15 protein-coding genes are annotated in these 17042 nt (G+C 64.8%); 7 read left to right on the top strand and 8 right to left on the bottom strand.

All coding sequences use genetic code 11. The features are described 5' to 3' along the window. Positions 1-14 precede the first annotated feature (14 nt). From ACSC1W_RS01130 to ACSC1W_RS01120, 3 genes are all read left to right on the top strand, one after another. Positions 15-470, top strand: coding sequence for a bifunctional nuclease family protein (locus ACSC1W_RS01130; RefSeq protein WP_435344655.1), 456 nt, complete (start codon positions 15-17; stop codon positions 468-470). Continuing rightward, positions 467-763 (top strand): phosphoribosyl-ATP diphosphatase, encoded by a 297-nt coding sequence (hisE, locus tag ACSC1W_RS01125; RefSeq protein WP_435344653.1) that lies wholly within the window; start codon positions 467-469, stop codon positions 761-763. Before ACSC1W_RS01130 ends, hisE begins: the two co-directional genes overlap by 4 nt. A gap of 91 nt (positions 764-854) precedes the next feature. Next, on the top strand, positions 855-1823 hold the full coding sequence (locus ACSC1W_RS01120; RefSeq protein WP_435344651.1) for an NOG1 family protein: 969 nt from the start codon (positions 855-857) through the stop codon (positions 1821-1823). On the opposite strand, the gene ACSC1W_RS01115 is transcribed toward ACSC1W_RS01120, so the two are convergent. Further along, positions 1795-3201, bottom strand: coding sequence for a TIGR00341 family protein (locus ACSC1W_RS01115; RefSeq protein WP_435344649.1), 1407 nt, complete (start codon positions 3199-3201; stop codon positions 1795-1797). The genes ACSC1W_RS01120 and ACSC1W_RS01115 overlap by 29 nt on opposite strands. 132 nt (positions 3202-3333) lie before the next feature. Beyond that, positions 3334-3564, bottom strand: coding sequence for a hypothetical protein (locus ACSC1W_RS01110; protein WP_435344647.1), 231 nt, complete (start codon positions 3562-3564; stop codon positions 3334-3336). 63 nt (positions 3565-3627) lie between these two features. Here ACSC1W_RS01110 and engB point away from each other — a divergent pair, with 63 nt between their 5' ends. Both engB and ACSC1W_RS01100 read left to right on the top strand, forming a co-directional pair. Beyond that, positions 3628-4245, top strand: a complete 618-nt coding sequence (engB, locus tag ACSC1W_RS01105) for a GTP-binding protein EngB (RefSeq protein ID WP_435344646.1) — start codon at positions 3628-3630, stop codon at positions 4243-4245. A 50-nt stretch (positions 4246-4295) separates the two neighbouring features. After that, the gene (locus tag ACSC1W_RS01100) at positions 4296-4742 is read left to right on the top strand and encodes an NUDIX domain-containing protein (RefSeq protein WP_435344644.1); all 447 of its coding nucleotides are present in this window, start codon (positions 4296-4298) and stop codon (positions 4740-4742) included. A 138-nt stretch (positions 4743-4880) separates the two neighbouring features. Here the strand turns inward: ACSC1W_RS01100 and ACSC1W_RS01095 are convergent, their stop codons facing one another. The 4 genes from ACSC1W_RS01095 to ACSC1W_RS01080 all read right to left on the bottom strand — a co-directional run bounded on the left by ACSC1W_RS01095 (position 4881) and on the right by ACSC1W_RS01080 (position 9908). Continuing rightward, the gene (locus ACSC1W_RS01095; protein ID WP_435344642.1) at positions 4881-6428 is read right to left on the bottom strand and encodes an FHA domain-containing protein; all 1548 of its coding nucleotides are present in this window, start codon (positions 6426-6428) and stop codon (positions 4881-4883) included. Between the two features lie 6 nt (positions 6429-6434). Beyond that, positions 6435-7676, bottom strand: a complete 1242-nt coding sequence (locus ACSC1W_RS01090) for a protein kinase domain-containing protein (protein WP_435344640.1) — start codon at positions 7674-7676, stop codon at positions 6435-6437. A gap of 89 nt (positions 7677-7765) precedes the next feature. Next, the gene (locus ACSC1W_RS01085) at positions 7766-8845 is read right to left on the bottom strand and encodes a vWA domain-containing protein (protein ID WP_435344638.1); all 1080 of its coding nucleotides are present in this window, start codon (positions 8843-8845) and stop codon (positions 7766-7768) included. A gap of 277 nt (positions 8846-9122) precedes the next feature. Then, positions 9123-9908 (bottom strand): double zinc ribbon and FHA domain-containing protein, encoded by a 786-nt coding sequence (locus tag ACSC1W_RS01080; protein WP_435344636.1) that lies wholly within the window; start codon positions 9906-9908, stop codon positions 9123-9125. Positions 9909-10177: 269 nt separating this feature from the next. Between ACSC1W_RS01080 and ACSC1W_RS01075 the strand changes: the two genes are divergently transcribed. Continuing rightward, positions 10178-11305, top strand: a complete 1128-nt coding sequence (locus tag ACSC1W_RS01075; RefSeq protein ID WP_435344635.1) for a zinc ribbon domain-containing protein — start codon at positions 10178-10180, stop codon at positions 11303-11305. Between the two features lie 430 nt (positions 11306-11735). On the opposite strand, the gene ACSC1W_RS01070 is transcribed toward ACSC1W_RS01075, so the two are convergent. Next, positions 11736-14534, bottom strand: a complete 2799-nt coding sequence (locus tag ACSC1W_RS01070; RefSeq protein ID WP_435344633.1) for a DUF1508 domain-containing protein — start codon at positions 14532-14534, stop codon at positions 11736-11738. A 614-nt stretch (positions 14535-15148) separates the two neighbouring features. Further along, positions 15149-15697, bottom strand: a complete 549-nt coding sequence (locus tag ACSC1W_RS01065) for a heme NO-binding domain-containing protein (RefSeq protein ID WP_435344632.1) — start codon at positions 15695-15697, stop codon at positions 15149-15151. Between the two features lie 554 nt (positions 15698-16251). Here ACSC1W_RS01065 and ACSC1W_RS01060 point away from each other — a divergent pair. Further along, positions 16252-16632, top strand: coding sequence for a group I truncated hemoglobin (locus tag ACSC1W_RS01060; RefSeq protein WP_435344631.1), 381 nt, complete (start codon positions 16252-16254; stop codon positions 16630-16632). The last annotated feature ends 410 nt before the right edge of the window (positions 16633-17042 follow it).

The raw sequence follows: 17042 nt of genomic DNA, 5'->3' as shown, positions 1-17042 counted from the left end.
TCGTCCGTCCGGCCATGGACGCTACCATCGACGCCGTGCGCGTCGCCGGGACCCGCGACGGGCCGGTCCCGGTCGTCGTTCTGGCGGTCGAGAACGGCGACGACGACGACGTGTTGCCCATCTTCATCGGCTTCGACGAGGCCATCTCTATCGCGCGTGGACTGGACGCCGAGGACATCGGTCGACCGCTCACGCACGACCTCCTGCTCGACGTCGTCGAGGAACTGGGTGGACGGATCACCCGCGTCGTCGTCAGTTCGGTCGAGGACGGCACCTACATCGCCGACCTGCACGTCGCCACGCCGCGGGACGACGTCGTCGTCGACGCACGACCGTCGGACTCGCTGGCGCTCGCGGCGCGGACGAACGCACCCGTCGAGGTGGACGAGGCGGTCTACGAGGACGGCCGCCGGCCGGCCGATGAGTTCGCGGTGCTGGACGACATCCGCGAGGTGGCCGAGTTCGCATGACCGGGGCGACGGACGACGTCCTCGACGACCTGTTCGCGGTCATCGAGGACCGCAAGGAGACGCTCCCCGAGGACTCCTACACCGCCAGCCTGTTCACCCACGAGAAGGGTGAGAACGCGGTACTGGAGAAGCTCGGCGAGGAGGCGACCGAACTCATCCTGGCCGCGAAGGACGACGACCTCGACGAACTGGCCCACGAGAGCGCCGACATCGTCTACCACCTGCTGGTCCTGCTGGCGATGAAGGACATGGACGTCGCCGACCTGCGCGACGAACTGGCACGTCGCCGGTGAGACAGCCGAGACTGTACGAGTACACTCGCTCGTGCCTCTACAGCCGTCGAACAAGGAACGGCTTATACGTCCCGGAAAACTAGGAATAGCCATGATTTTCGAGAACCTTCCGACGACGCCACGGTCGGAGGAGCTCATCGACAAGGCGTTCTCGCGGGCGGCGCGGTCCGGCAGGGCCAAATCCGGCCACGAGGCGCAGACGTCGATGCTACAGACGGCGTCGAACATCCTCTCGGACAACCTGGAGAACGTAGTCACCGCGTGGCCCGACTTCGAGACGGTCGACCCGTTCTACTACGAACTCGCCGACGCCATCGTGGACGTCGACGAACTCCGCAAGGCACTCAGCGAGATCAGCTGGGCGTCCCGCAAGACCGCCGAGATTCGAGAGGAGTACGAGGGCCGGATGCGGCGCAACGACGTCGACACCGCCCGCAAACTCCGCAAGCAGGCGTTCGCCCGACTGGCCGACGTCGTCGAGGAGATAGAGGACGACCTCCTGCTCGTCGGCGAAGCCCGGGACGACCTGAAGAACCTGCCCGAGATACACGCCGACGAACCGGCCATCGTCGTCGCTGGCTACCCCAACGTCGGCAAGTCGTCGTTCGTCAACGCCGTCACCCGGGCGCGAGGCGAGACCGCCTCCTACCCGTTCACGACGAAGGGAATCGGTGTGGGCCACTTCGAGCGCGACCACGTCCGCTACCAGGTCGTCGACACGCCCGGCCTGCTCGACCGGCCGGCCGAGGACCGAAACGACATCGAACAGCAGGCCGTCTCGGCGCTGACCCACCTCGCGGACTGCGTCCTGTTCGTGGTCGACGCCAGCGGGGACTGTGGCTACCCGCTGTCGGCCCAGCTCGAACTCCGGGACGCCGTCGCCGAAGAGTTCTCGGACGTCCCCCTGCTCACCGTCTGCAACAAGGTCGACCGGTCCCGGGACGTGGCGGCGGACGAGTACATGAGCGTCACCGAGGACGAGAACGTCGACGGCGTCCTGGACGCCGCCGTCGAGGCCATCGGCTACGAGGTCAGACTCCCGTTCGAGGAGTCGAACTGACCGTCGCCGTCGGTCCGGCGACCGACGCGAACCGGTCCAACCCGCCGCGTCTCACCTCCCGTCCGGCCGTCGCGTTCGTCGTGGTCTCGTCGCCGGCCGTCTCGTAGTCGACGAACCGCACCTCGACGACCGTCCCCCGCTCGCCGTCGATACGTTCGCGGAGTCGCTCTGAGAGACCGGGGTACTGCTGGTCCGACGGTTTCGCCACCGTGACGACGACGCGTTCGGGGTCGGGGTCGGAGATGCGTTGGAAGAGGTCCTGCGTGTGGACGAACTCCACGCCGACGAGCGACGCCCCCGGGTACTCCGTGAGGGTGTCTTCGATCTCTGCCGTCATCTGGTCCTCGATGACCGCGGTGGTGTAGGTCATGTAGGTGACCCCGCCGAGGAAGACGGAGAGGACGAGGATGGCCGTCACGAGGATACTGGCCCGCTTGATGGTCGCCGACCGGGCCTCGCCACTGCGGAACCAGTTGTCGGGGCGATAGCCGGCGTACCACAGCGTCGCCGTCGCCGCGAGGTTGATAGAGAGGACGTTGACGAGGACGAGGACGGTCGACCCCAGGACCATGAACGGTTGCCAGTAGGCGATACCGATGCCGATGACGGCCATCGGTGGAACCAGCGCGACGGCGATCATGACGCCGACCAGCGATTCCGAGACGCCCGTCCGGAGCGACGTCGCACCCGCGATACCAGCCCCCAGTGCGACCACGAGCGAGAGGACGTCCGGCCGCAGTCGCTCCTGGACCTGCCCGATGGTGGTCACGTCCATCGGCGGGATGAGGTGTGCCCCCTTGAGAGTGGCCGTGAACACGGCGGCGGCGAGGATGCCGACGCCGATGCCGAGGAGTTGCAGGCGGGCCCCACGTCTGAACAGGTCGCCCTCGTCGAGGACGGTGCCGACGCTGGTCGACATCGCCGGACCGATGAGCGGGGCGATGACCATCGACCCGACGACGACGGCGGCCGAGTCGAGCAACACGCCGGCCGTCGCGATGACGACGCTGATGACGGTCAACAGCAGGTAGGCAGACAGGTCCGGGGCCATCTCCTCGGCCCTCGTCTGCAGCTCCTCGCGGGAGATGCGCTCGGCGACCGTCTCGTCCTCGTACTCCTCCCTGAGATGTTCGAACTTGCGCGAGACGACCGTCTCGGCGTCCAGGATGACGGTGTAGGACTCACGTTCGATGCCGGCCTCTCGGAGTCGCTCCAGCACCGGTTCGACGGCCTCCGTCGGGAGTGGAAACGAGACGATGGCGGTGTACTCCTTGTGGCTCACCTCGTCGGTGAGCGCGTACTCGACGTCCAGGTCGTCGAGCGCGTCGAGGACGGTCTGTCGCTTCCCCGCCGGAATCATGACCTCTACGAGTCGCACGTCTCTTTCGAGGCGGAACGCGCAAAAAAAGACACGGGGTCGAACCCTCGACGCCGGACCGGTTACACCAACCAGGGAATCCACCGCCTCCAGCCCCGCCAGAGCACCCGCATCGACGGGAACGCCTGTCCGTCACGCCGGAACCGGGACGCGCTGTAGGCCGTCACCGGGACGCCGACGACCGCCCCGACCACGGTCAGTGCGAGTAAGGCCCGGACCGACAACGGGACGACGTAACACGGTGAGAACGCCGATGACGCCGAACGCGACGACGAACACGAGCGCGTCGAGGACGCCGAACGCGAGTGCGAACATCGAGTCGACGACCGACGACGTGGCCGAATCGTGTTCCGCGTCCGACATCACTCTGTCGGGCGACGCGACCGACCAGACACCCTTTTCCCCGTCGCCCGGCTACGGCCGTCCATGTTCGACACCCGTCCGAACCGCGAGAGCGAGGTCGTCTTCGTCGGGCGGTCCAACGTCGGCAAGTCGACGCTCATGCGCGAGATCACCGGGCACACCTTCGAGACCGGCGGCAAGCCCGGTGTGACCCGCGAACCCAACCACTTCGACTGGGCCGCCGCCGACTTCGTCGTCACGGACCTGCCCGGTTTCGGCTTCATGTCCGGCGTCCCGACGGAGCGACGCGAAGCCATCAAGGACGGCATCGTGGCGTACCTGGAGACCCACGCCGACTCCTTCCTCGCGGCCGTCCTCGTCGTGGACGGCAAGAGCGCCGTCGACATCATCGACCGTCACTCCGACGAGGACGAGATTCCCTACGACGTGGAGATGTTCCACTTCCTGCAGGACCTCGGCGTCCCGACGGTCGTCGCCGTCAACAAGATGGACAAGGTCGACGACCGGGACCAGCGCCTGGACGAACTCTGTGACCGGCTCGGCCTCTACCCGCCGTGGCAACAGTGGCAGGACACCATCGCCCCGATAACGGCGAAGAAGGGCCAGATAGACGCGCTGAACGAGTCGATGCGGAACGTCCTGCACGACCAGCACCGGGACGACCTCTTCCAGTTCTTCTGAGTCGCGACGGCCGACGGCACTAAATACCGACAGCGGGCATCGGGTATACGATGACCGACCGGACGAGATACACCGTCAACGCGGAGGCGGCGATCTACCGCGACGGCGAGTACCTGCTCGTCGAACGAGCGCCCGAGGAGGACCACGCTGCCGGCCTGCTCGGCCTCGTCGGCGGAACCGTCGACGGGGCCGGCCACGACACCGGTGCGCTGGAGGGGACCGTCCACCGCGAGGTCCGCGAGGAGGTCGACGTGTCCGTCACCGACCTCCACTACGTCCAGAGCAACGCGTTCGTCGCCGACGACGGTACGGAGTGTCTGAACGTCGTGTTCCTCGCCCGCCACGACGGGGGCGAACCGACCGTCGCCGACCCCGAGGAGGTCGCCGCGACGCACTGGCTCAGGCCCGAGGCCGTCGAGACGCACCCGAAGGCGCCCGAGTGGACCGCCGCGTTCACCGCCCTCGCCGAAGAACGGCGACAGTCGCTCGGCTGGTGAACGCTCCGGGGCGTCTCGGAGGCGTGGCTCGGGACGAAGTTCTCGTACACGTCGAGGTATCCGGGAGCGCCCAGTGCAGACGGTACCGACTACGACGCCAGGAGGTTCTTCACGACCACCGGAAGAATACGTCCTCCGCTACAGGTCCAGTGCGTCTGCAGCAGCGTCTGCCGAGGAGAAGAAGTCTATCGTGATCGCCCGCTGGTCCTGTGGGTGGTGGAGGGTGATCTCCGAGCCATCGCCGAGCCTGCAGGAATCGTCCGGGAGTCCCTCCGGGTCCGCCTCGGGGTCGAATCCGCGTTCCTGGCTCTTCTCGATTCCGTCCGGCGAGAGGAAGTACTGCCATTCGTCACCGTCTTTGACGAAGGTGCCGGACGCGCTGATGTCGCGGATGAGCCAGCCACTGTCGTCGTGTTCGAACCGGGCGTGGTGGGATTCGATGTTCGCGTCCTCGGAGACGACGATGCCGACGTCGGGGTTGTCCGACCCCTCGACCTCCCCACGGCCGATGGTGAAGTCGGGCGCGACCTCGTAGACGTTCTCCGAACCTCCGATAGCGATGGTCGCGGTCGGTTCGCCGTCGCCCGACGCCGACCCGGAGCCGCCATCCTGGTCCTCCTCTTTCTCGATGACCGTCTCCTTGTCGGCGAGTTGTGACGAACCCTTCGACCGGGTACTGGTCGACACCGATTCGACGGCGTTGCCACGGTCGGTGAGCGAGTTCGGGGTCGGTTCCGCCCGCCGGTCCCGGAGCAGCGATATCGAGAGGTTGTCCTTGCCACCACGGTCGTTGGCTAGGTCGATGAGAGTCTCGACGCCGTCTCGCAACGCGTCCGCTTCGAGCACGGCGTCCCGTATCTCGTCGTCGGTGACGAGGACGTCCAGTAACTCCTTGCGGGCTTCGTCCTTGTCGCTCGCCTGTCGATACTTCCGCCTGAGTGGACCGATGTCGGGGTATGCGTCGACCAGACCGTCGCTCGTGAAGAGCACGATGTCGTCTTCGTAGAGGTCGACCCACCCGAAGTCGACGTCGACCGTCGGGTTCCCGTAGGCCGACCCGCCGAGCGCGTTCGTGATCGCCGTCGTGTCTTCGTGCACACGGGCGAACACGTCGTCCTCGATCTCGCCGCGGTCCAGCAACTCGTTCGTCACGGCGTGGTCCCGGGTGAGCTGGTCTATCTGGTCGTGTTTCGTGTTGATGACGTAGACGCGACTGTCACCGGCCCAGCCGTAGTGGAGTCGGCCGTCGAGGTAGACGCCGGCGACGGCGGTCGTCGCCGGTCGGCCGTCGATCTCGTCGGCGTACTCCTGGATGCGCTGGTGGGCGGCGTCGATCGCCTCCTGTATCCTGGCACGTATCCAGTCGTCCGAAACGCCCCCGTCCGGGTCGGACGCTATCGAGGGTGCCTGACCCTCACCGCCCTCGATGCCGAACCGTTCGGGCCTGTTGGCTCCAGAACCGAGTATCGCGTCCACGAGACGATTCCGAATCGTACTCGCAGCCAGGTAGGACGCGACGTCGCCGCTCGCTTCGCCACCGACGCCATCGCAGAGCGCGAATACGCCCATGGGATGTGTCGACTGGCGGTGATGGTTCTCGAAGAGAGCCATCGCGATGCTGTCCTCGTTGATTCCGTTCTTGCGCCTCTTGCGCGCGCCTACGTCTATCGTGCTCGCATGTTCCATGGTCGCTCAGTTGGCCTCGTTTCTGAACTGGAAGTAGAATCGCTCGGGATACTCTGGGCTGACCAGCGCGATGGTGTCGCCGTCCTCGAGTAGCATTCCAGTTTCGGGTTCGCCGGGTATCGTCTCGCCTTCTCGCTCCTGGCGTCGTCGTCCGGCGGGTGAGAGCAAGAGGTGCCATTCTCGCTCTTCGCGTTTGCTGATGTACGTGCCGTTCAGGCTGGTGTCGGTCACCGTCCAGTTGCCCTGCGTGTCGATGTCGAATCGACAGTGGGCCGCCGAGAGTGCCCGGTGGCGACTGTCGTCGAGGACGATCGACGGCCGTGGGCCGTCCGGGACGTGCCTGCCGATGGTATCCCCGGGACTGATCGTCCACGTCTCGTCGCGGCCGAGCCACTCGAGCGCCGCCTGAACCGGCATCGTCGGGTCGCGCTCTTCCAGTGCCGTCTCGAGCACAGACGCGTTCGGGTAGCGACTCGTGCGCTCGTGCTGCGTCGCCGTCTCGATTATCTCGTTGAGGTACGGTTCCGTATCGACGCCGAAGTCGCTCGGCGAGACGCCGTCGTCGTCGGGGACCCATCCGACCATCAGGAAGCACAACAGTTTGCCGACCGAGTACACGTCGCTCCAGGGTCCCTGTCGCTGGGTCGCACCACTGTTCAGTTCCGGTGGGTTGAACGCGCCGGGAACCGTCGAGTCCCGCCGCGACCCGGACGAGCCGTCCGCCGGATGCGAGGTCGTGAACGTCTGGTCCTCCTTCTCCGAGACGTACCCCCTGGCGGTCGTGAAGTCGATTATCTTGGGGGTCCTGTCCCGCCCGACCATGATGTTGTCGGGTTTGAGGTCTCGGTAGATGATGTCGTGGTCGTGGAGGAACGAGAGCGCGTCACAGATACCGATGCCGATACGGCGCACCTCCTCGGGGTCGGTGATGGGGTCCTCGTTCCTGACCACCTCGCCGATCTCCTCGGCCTCGATCAGTTCGAGGACGAGGAAGTCCATCCCGAACTCGCTCACTTTCCGGTGGAAGCTCATTATGTTCGGGTGGCCACCGGCTTTCTGGATGTCCTCGAGGACGTCGAACTCCCGTCTGAAGTACTTGTCCACGAGGTCGTCGTCGGCCCGGCCGTCGTAGTTGGGGTACTTCAGCGCGACGTCCATATTGCGCTCCGTGTCCCGGGCGCTCCAGACGACGCCGAACCCCCCGCGGCCGACCTCCTCCTTGAGTCTGTAGCGACCAGCGACGAGCACACCCTCTGTCGGTCCTGACGTAGTGTGTGTGATAGTAGTCCCTCCGGGTTACCCCTGGCGTAGTCGGTCGAGAGTACTGTTCACGTTCCTCATTCGAACTGGTTCCCTTCGTAGACGACGGTCGTCTGCTCCTGGACCTCTCGAACCTGCTCCTCGTCGCCGCTTTCGATCCGAGTCACGTCGTCCCGGAGCGTGTCGATGATCTGGGTCTCGCCGGTGATGACCTCGGTCTCGTCGATCAGGGATTCGACGTCCTCCAGGTCGTCCTCGGAGTCCGCCTGGGCGATGCTGGAGCGGATGGCGGTGTCCCTGTGGGCGAGGAAGACGTTCTCGTCCTGCTGGGCGAGTTTGTCCGGGTCGTCGGTGTACTCGACGGACACCTCCGTCGACGCCGACCGTGAGCCGGCCTCGAGACCGACGGTCGCCAGCGCGTGCTCGCTTCCGACGTCCCGTCCGGGGGCGTCCATCTTCAGCACCACCGTCTGCTGCTGGTCCTCCTGGAGGTCCGGCAACCCGATGATGATGTCGCCGTCTTCGTACTCCGGGGTGACCTCCTGGACCTGCGGGCTCCGGCGGTAGACCTCCGCGATCTCGGTGCCGGGGGCGGGGTCGATGACCAGCTGTGGGCTGTTCGCGACGACCGACGAGGCCGCCTGGACCACGTCGCCGAAGAACGAACGGATGTCGGTCGGGCGATTGACGTGGGTCCACTGCCCCTGGGTATCCTCGCCGAGCAGTCGGATGACCTCCTTGTCGTAGTAGGTTCCGATACCGGCGGAGTAGATGGAGATGCCCTCTTCGGCGACGCTCCTGGCCAGTTCGTTGAACTCCGACACGTCCCGCTCGGTGTCGCGACCGTCGGATAGCAGCAGGATACGTTTGGTGACCTCTTCGTCCTCTCCACCGAGTCCCTTCAGCGTGTCCCGTGCCTCCTCGACACCGGAGTAGAGGTCGGTGCCGCCACGGGCCTCGAGTTCCTCCAGCAACCGTTCTGCCATTTCGCGGTCGACGTCGCCCCATCTCTTGGCGTCCATTATCACGTCGATCTCGTTGTCGAAGGAGACGATGCTCAGGTAATCGTCCTCGCCAAGGAGACCGAATACCAGAAAGATGGAGTCGCGGACCTGGTCGAGTTTCCCCTGGAAGTCCATCGAGCCGCTCGTGTCCACACAGATTGAGATGTGCCGATCGGCGACCTGCTCCTGGGGGCCCGGGTCGACGCTGAGCTCACACGAAATCCCACCACCCCGCTCGGGGAGGTATGGCCGGTTGATCGTTGCTTCGATATTAGTCGTCATGACGGTGACGGACGTAAGGTCACAAGAGAATGGGATAACTTTTTTGGGTACCTGCCAAAAATTCAAGAAAATTACGTTTCAAAGTGTCGACTCGACCAGCCGACTGCAGTGGATGGCCCGTTCGCCGACGACGATTGCGTAATCCAGATTACAGCTCTACGTCGACCGTCGCTCTGTCGGCCAGTTCGAGCGTGTCGCCGTCTTCGAGTTCCGTCCGCCCACCGTCCAGGTCGTCGCCGTTGTGGCTGGTGCCGTTCGTGCTGAGGTCGGTCACGAAGACGCCGTCGTCGCCGATTTCGAACTCGAGGTGTTCACCCGAGATGTAGGACGCCTCGTCTCGTCCGCCGCTGGCCGACACCAGGTCGTCCAGCCAGGCCTCGTCCTGCCGGCCGAAGGTCTCGCCGTCGCCGAGCGAGTAGGACTCGCCGTCGATTACCAGCGTGACCGAATCCGGCGTGTCGTCTGCGTCCGCTTCGTCGTCCGACCCGGCGTCGGCATCGTCGCCCGCCCGAATCGCGTCGAGGTCCGTGCCGCAATTGGCGCAGAACGCCTCGTCCCCGACGCTGTTCGAGCAGTTGGGACACTCCGTGAGTTCGTCCTCGTCGCTCGATTCGGGTTCGTCCTCGGCTCCGAGTTCCGCCCCGCAGTTCGCACAGAACGCCGCGTCCGGATCGACCGTGGACCCGCAGGACGAGCACTCCTCGTCGGTCGACTCGTCCGCTTCCCCCGGGTCTTCGGACGGTTCCGCGTCGCTCTCCACCGACTGTTCGTCGGCGTCACTCTCTGATTCACCACTCTCGGATGCGCCGTCGTCGACGGCGGACATCTCGAAATCCGGGTGGGGAGTATCACAATCGGGACAGAAGCCACCGGTCGGCCCTGGGTCGAACGTGTTCTCACACGAAACGCACTCGAGTTCATCCTGGACTGCCATGAGGTTCAGGCTTGTTTCTCGGTCATCATAGAAAAACTTGGTGGCATCAATGCTCTAACTGACTTATCTGCAACCCATCATTATATGATGAGTACGTGTGTTTGCACGAAACGAATCGTGGTTCGCTAGGTCGAACCGTCCGGCGTCCCGCCGAACTGGTCGAACGGTTCGATAGCTCCACACCAATCATGACAATCGTCAAATACGTACCGTCCCGATTTTTTAAGTACCCACCTGTCCATCAGGATACCACTGCACACTGAAACCCTATGGATTACTCTGACAGGCGGTTCCGACACGTCCTGCTTCCCGTGGCCGAACTGGTCGCGCTCCCCGCGTCCATCGTCGCCACGGCTGTCGTACTATTCGCCGGAGCGGTCGCGCTACATCTGGTCCGGTTCGTCGGCGCGCTCGTCCTGGTGGGGAGTGGCGTCTCCCACTTCCTGTTCGGCGTCTCGTTCCCCGTCGTCACCGTCTGGAACGACTTCGTGGAGTGGGCGGTCGTACTCGCCACCCTCGTCGCGCTCCTGTCGTTGGGCGCGCTCGTCGTCGTCCTGTACTGGCGTGCGTTCGAATCGTGGGGGACCTTCCGGCCAGAGGTCGCGGTGCTGGTACCCGTACTCGGTCTCGTACCAGCCGTCTACGGCCTGCTGACGACGGGGACGGTCTCGCTCCCGTGGTGGCCCTTCGCGCTCACGGCGCTCTGGGTCCACGCACTCGCCTACCGGACGCTCGCCGTCGAAGGTTTGCTCTCCGTGGACAGGCGGGTCAGCATGGCCGTCGGCAGCGTGGTCGCGATTCCTGCCATCGGAGCCGAGGCACTCTTCATCGGCGACACGGTCGCCCCGCTGGGGGTCCTCTCGGTCCCCGGCCACACCGGCACTCACGAAGTCGTACAGGAGACCGTCACCGCGGTATCGACGGCCGGAATCGCGCTCGACCGCCCGCTCCTCGTCGTCGCACCGCTGACAGTCACGCTGGTGTTCGGCCTTCGACGGGCGTACTACGCGCGAGAGACGGTGCGTCGTCGCGTACGGGTCGTTTCTGCCAGGGCACGAGGGCTCCTGCGCCGCCCCTCGTTCGGCGGACTCCCGTCGCTGCCGTTCAGGTCGAAGAGTTCGAGCGATTCGTCCGAGCCGTGGATTCCGACGAGTCCCTCGCCCGGCGCGGGGCCGAAACGGAGGCCCGACCGGAGAGGCGCCTCGATGGACGACTCTGGCGACGGTGACTCATCGCGCGCACGCGATGAGGATACCGACGAACCCTTCAGTAATACCCAGATATTCACCGGCAGCTTCGACGGCGACGACGCCGGCGATACGTGTCCGAACTGTGGCGGCACCATCGACACGTCGGACCGCGTCGGGTTCTGCCCGCACTGCGGGGCCGAGCGCTGACGGCCTCCAGGTGCCGTCCGTTCGGGACGTGACGAGCGACCGTTCTCAGGGAATCCAGGCTGGCAGGCGTGGGACCCCCTTCATCGGGCACCAGTCGCCAGTCGCCACGTGAACTTACCTGCGTGGCCGTCGTCCGAACGCACTGCGCACTGCTCCGTCTTCGACGACCGCTGGCCGGCGAGACGTTCCACCGGCGTCCGTCGCTGATACACGAAGCCGTCTCGATTCTCCGGACCCAGATGCCCCGTGAGCCGTCGGGAGGGGCCCCGGCGAGAACTGGGTCGTGACTGACGTGCGTCCCGGTCCAGCACCCAGCGGGTGCGTTCCACTCGACGGCGAGCACGTGACCCGCCCGGTGCATACCTCCGGGTAGTCACGAAGAGAGCGCCGAAATCGGCCACGCAACGCAGAAAAGAGAACTGCCGTTCCGTTACTCGGCGACCTGGACCACGGCGTCGCTACCGAACTCCTTGACGAGCCCAGTCGCCTCGCGGGCGTCCTGGTGGCTCGAATACGTGGCCAGGCTCTGTACGAGCGTCCTGCCGTTCTCGTCGATGAGCCGCCATCGCCAGCCGTCGTCGTCCTTGTGGAGTTCGAAGGCTGCCGAATCGATCTCCAGGATGGACGCGTCCGCCGTCTCGTCGGTCAGGGTGTCGATGGCGTCCTCGACCTCGGTACGGGTGTCGTACTGCTCCGTGCCACCCGCGATGATCTCCTCGTCGGCGTTGAGGAACCGCCAGCTCCACGAGCCCTCGGACTGGGTAATCTCGAAGACGGCATCTTCGTCGTCGAGCACGTCCGCGTTCGGGAGGTGCCGGCGTGCGGTCTCGACGGCCGACTGGGCGGCCTCCTTCGTCTCGGCCACCTCCTCGCCGTCCGCGAGCGTCTTCCGGTCGACGTCGACGAGCGTCCAGTGCCAGCCGTCGGACTCCTCGGTCAGGACGTAGCTCGGGCTATGGAACTCGAAGACAGGTGCATCGGTCGCGTGCTCGCCGAGTGCCTGGATGGTCGCCTCGGCAGTTGCGCGCTCGGCGGTCCTGGCGCTCTCGGCCACCACACCGCCCTCGGCGTCGATGAGTTCCCACCGCCACTCGTTGCCGGCCGACGGGACGAGTCGCACGGCGAGCGAGTCGACCTCGTGGACCGGCGACGTGCCGGCGGCGTCCCGGATACGGGACTCGATGGCCGTCTCGGCCTCGTTGCGCGTCGCGAACTCCCGGGTCCCTTCGGCAGCGACGGACCCGTCGGGGTTGACGAGCCGCCACCGCCAGCCGTCGCCCTCGGTGAAGACCTCGAAGACCGGAACGGGCATCTCCCGGGACTCCGTTCCCTTGCAGTGTTCGAGCAGTTCGTCCATCGCTGCTTTCGCCTCGTCGCGGGAGGACTTCATGCTGGGACCCTCACCGATGGTCTCGCCGCCTTCGTTGACGAGCCGCCAGTTCCAGCGGTCCTGGTCGTCGTGGAACAGCTCGAACGCCGACGTCTCGATCTCCAGGAGGTCGGCGTCGGGAGCGTTCTCCTTGAGCGTCAGCATCGACTCCGCCGCAGCGTCCCTGGTGCCGTGTTCCTCCCCGCTGTCGGCCATCACGTTGCCGTCCTCGTCGATGAGCCGCCAGCGCCACTCGCCGTTGGTCTCGTAGAGCTGGAAGGCGGAGTTCTCGAAGTCGATGAGTTCGGCCGCGAGCGCCTGTTCCTTGGTCGTTTCGACCGCCTTGGCTGCTTCGTCGCGGGAAGCGAACGACCCCGTGCTCTCTGCGATCGGCTCACGGTCGCCCGAGACGAGTCGCCAGCGCCAGCGACCGTCGACGCGGTAGTACTCGAAGGCGCCCGACTCGAGGTGGACGAGGGGCGCGTTCGGCGCGGCGGTCTTGACGTTCTGGGCGCTGTCGGATGCATCGGCGGCCGACTCGACGTCGTCCTTGCTGCGAGCGAGGGCGGTCCCGTCCTCGTCGACCAGTTCCCAGCGCCACATGTCGTCGTCCGTGGGCGACACCTCGTAGGCGGGTTCGCTCGAGTCGACGATGGGCGCGCCGGCGACACCCTCGAGGATGTCGTACGCCGACGACTCGGCCGAGCGCCGGGAGTCGTAGTCGGACGAACCGGTGGCGACGACGTCGAGTTCCGTGTCGAGCAGCCGCCACTGCCAGTCGCCGGATTCGTCGAAGAGTTCGACGCCGAACCGTTCGACGGTCAGAACCTCGGCATCTCCGGCGCGGACGCGTACGGAGTCGACGTTCTCCACTGCAGACGGGCGGTCCCCGTAGGCGTTGGGGCCGCTCGCGAGGACGTTCCGGTCCTCGTCGATGAGCCGCCAGTACCAGTCACCTTTGTCCTCGTAACAGTCGTAGGCCGCGCCCTCGATGGTGACGATCGGCGCGTCCGGACCGAACTCCTTGAGGATGCTGACCGACTCGGCCGCCTCGTCACGCGTCGGGAACCCGTCGTTGCTGTTGGCGACGACGCTGCCGTTCTCCCGCATGAGGATCCAGCTCCACCAGCCGTCCACGGATTCGGTGAGCCGGAACGCGGCGTGGTTGATCTCCATGAGACCAGCCTGGGCGATGCGCTCCTGGACGTGTTCGACTCGTTCCTCGGTTTCGAGCCGGGAGGTGTAACTATCCACGTCGGTGGCGAGTGCGTCCTGTTCGATGAGCCGCCAGGTCCAGTCTTCCTCCCCACGGTAGACGGCGACCGACGCGCCGTGGTTCTCTTTGCCCACCATCACGTCTGGATACTCCTGGCTCCGGGTGCGGTCGAGGCCGAAGTAGAAACTTTGCTCGCCTGTGATCACTGGAACGAGCGCTGCGACGAGCGTGACTATCGCGACCCCGGCCGTGTACACGGTGATGACGGTCGAACTGTAGTCCGGCTCGGTGACGACCCAGTAAGACGGGTAGACCTCCGTGAACGCGGCGACGCCGGCCAGCGAGACGAGCGCGCCCAGTATGCCCGTGAACATCGCGATTCGCTTGACCGGCAGCATGAGCACGATGCCGAGCAGGCCGACCGGGAGGCCGATGCCGGCGAGCGTCGCCGATATCTCTCGGACCAGGAGTACATTCTCGGCCGCTGGGTCGGTCGGTCCGACCTGGTAGATGGCTACCCCGATGAAAGAGACGGTGCAGCCGATCACGAACAACCAGTAGCCGTACACGTCCTTCCTCGATTCCGGTTCGCTGACGTACCGCGCGTACAGCGAGAGCAGTCGTCTGTTTTCTGTGTTAATCATAGCAGCGATGGGAAGTGATTTCGTCAAAGCACATGTTAGTATTAAGTCTACGGGTAAATGAGTGGGAATAGTAAATTACGGTATCTCGACACCGTCTGTATACCACCCCGTTAGCGTTCGGACGCCAACGGAATCGACGTGGTCACCAACCGTCGTGACAGTTCACCAACATAGCACGTGACGGTGTTCCCGACCCCGTCAGTAGAGGAACGCAGTCGCCGGGTCAGTGCCGTACTTGTCGAACGACGGTGCGCCGAAACGGCCTCGTACCGCCCGGTGAGAGGTGTACGGGGTCGCGACTACGGACGGTCGGAAGGACGGTGGCTCAGTCGTTGAACTCTCATCACGAGGGGCGAGTGGGAGCAAGACAGTTTCTGCTATTCTCCGTAGTAGTCCCTCGAATCCACAGAACGAGCTATCGTAGCCGGGATTCGCGAATCCAAATTTGACTGAAAGCTACTGCTTCAGTTCCACGGGGGTCCATCTGGAACTGGGGCTCGTCCTGGTTTCACGCCCCGCTCGACGCACTTCGACCGTTCGGCGAGTCCATCTGTAACTAGCTGTCGCAGTTCCCGGGTTCGGACGCTGAAGTCTCCGACAATTCGCCCGGGGACTCAGCTCACGGCGGATTCGAGCGTAGTACGTCGGACGACGAGGTCACAATGTGGGTCGCCGACGTGCTGGCACGTACCGTGTGCGATGTCGTAGGACTCGCCGTAGTGCTCGCCGACGCCATCGATGATGCCCTCCGCCAGCTTACACAGTTCGCGGTCAGACCCGTATCTGATGACGACGGTTCGACCGTCGATGCGTTTTGCCTGGAGCGCGGGCGGCGTGAACTCAGACAGGTCCTTCGCGCGGAGTGCCTCGTGGATATACGTCTCGACGTTCGCAAGAAGATCGAGCCCCGACCACTCACGATCGACGTGTACGCCGTACGTCTGCACGAGCGGTTCTACGATGTACCGCCCGAAGGCGTACAGTAAATCCGCCTCGTCTTCTCCGGAGAGTTCCGACGCCGCCCCCACGAGTGCGATCGCTTCCTCGTCATCGTACTCCGACACCGGAACGTAGATCTTTCCGTCGAGGCCCGCTTCTTCCTGGATGGCCCGCCACGTCGCCGCATCGTACTCCCCGACGACGAAATCCTTCAGGGACTTCATCACAATTCCATGCATTTAGAACGGTGTCCTCTTTGTCTTCGATGGGAAGACCTCACTGAAATAAATTCCTAAACCGAATATCATCTTGACGTGCATGTTCGGCACGTCGTACAGTACAGGGTGGGCCTCCTCGAAGCCATGATTCGTGCCCTCGGCGGACCTCACAACCGGTGACAGTGTGTTCTGTCGCTCACGGCATCGGCCTCCGAGCAGGTCTCGGTTGGCACTGCTTCGGCGAATGGCAGCAGGCCGGACGCATCGGTGCCGTCTCACCGGGCCAGTGTGTCACTGTTTGTGGGCGCTCACTCCACGGAACGCGGAACCTGGCGCATCGATTCGGACAGGTACGTGATTGACCTTCCGAATCGAGCGGCTACTTGGGCAGCGACCAGTGGTCGGTCGCGGTCGACGCGAGACGCGAACGGCGGTGGCTGCGAGTGGGGCGGGCCGCAACCGACCATCTACCGTCATCGACCACCCCTCCACCTTCAATCTATATACTTCTGATATGTCTGGACGGAGTTTATATACACCAGGCTACAAGACGGGGACGCATGTCCGACGACGTTGACGATGGAGCCGAGACATTGTACGATCGACTGGGTGGCGAGGAGGCGGTCGCAGCCGTGGTGGACGACTTCTACGACCGGGTCCTGGCCGACGAGTGGGTGAATCACCACTTCGAGGGGACCGACATGGAGGACCTCCACTCCCACCAGCGGCAGTTCGTCGCCGCGGCGGCCGGCGGGCCCGTCGACTACGACGGCCGCGATATGGCAGCGGCCCACGACGGACTGGACATCACCGACGAGGAGTTCGACGTCGTCGCCGACCACCTCGCGACGGCGCTCGCAACGAACGGGGTCGCAGAGGCGGACCGCGAGACGCTCATGGACGAAGTGGCGGCGCTCCGACCTGCAATCGTCTCCGACTGAAGCCGAGGCGGACTTCCCAGGTAGATCCGTAGCCACCGGGGAGCTTGAACCGCCTCACTGACACCGAATTCAACAGAACCATCTGTTCCACGATGTTCCGGTTGTCGACTCACCTATCACCGGATTCGAAGTCGGTCAGGGACCCGTCAAACCGGTTCGAAGAGCCAGAATCCGAGATGAAACGAAGTGCCCTATGGCAAGGATGGTGGCTCAGTGTTAATTTTTCATCACAAGGGGCTGAGTGGGGGTAACCGTCATCATAGCCACCACCTGTTCGTCGTCCTTCGAGGCGTATAAACGCTCTTTTCTCCACTGCGTCCAGGTTCGGAGGCTCCGTCTCCAGTGAGTGCCTGCTGGCCAGACTCGGTCGGTTCGTGTGTCTTCAGACGACCCCACGCGAGGGTTCAAGT

Origin of the sequence: Haloarchaeobius marinus, from assembly GCF_051207415.1 — an archaeon.
Taxonomy (GTDB): domain Archaea; phylum Halobacteriota; class Halobacteria; order Halobacteriales; family Natrialbaceae; genus Haloarchaeobius.
The sequence above is the reverse complement of the archived record's forward strand: the minus strand, read 5'-3'. Positions and strand labels throughout refer to the sequence as shown.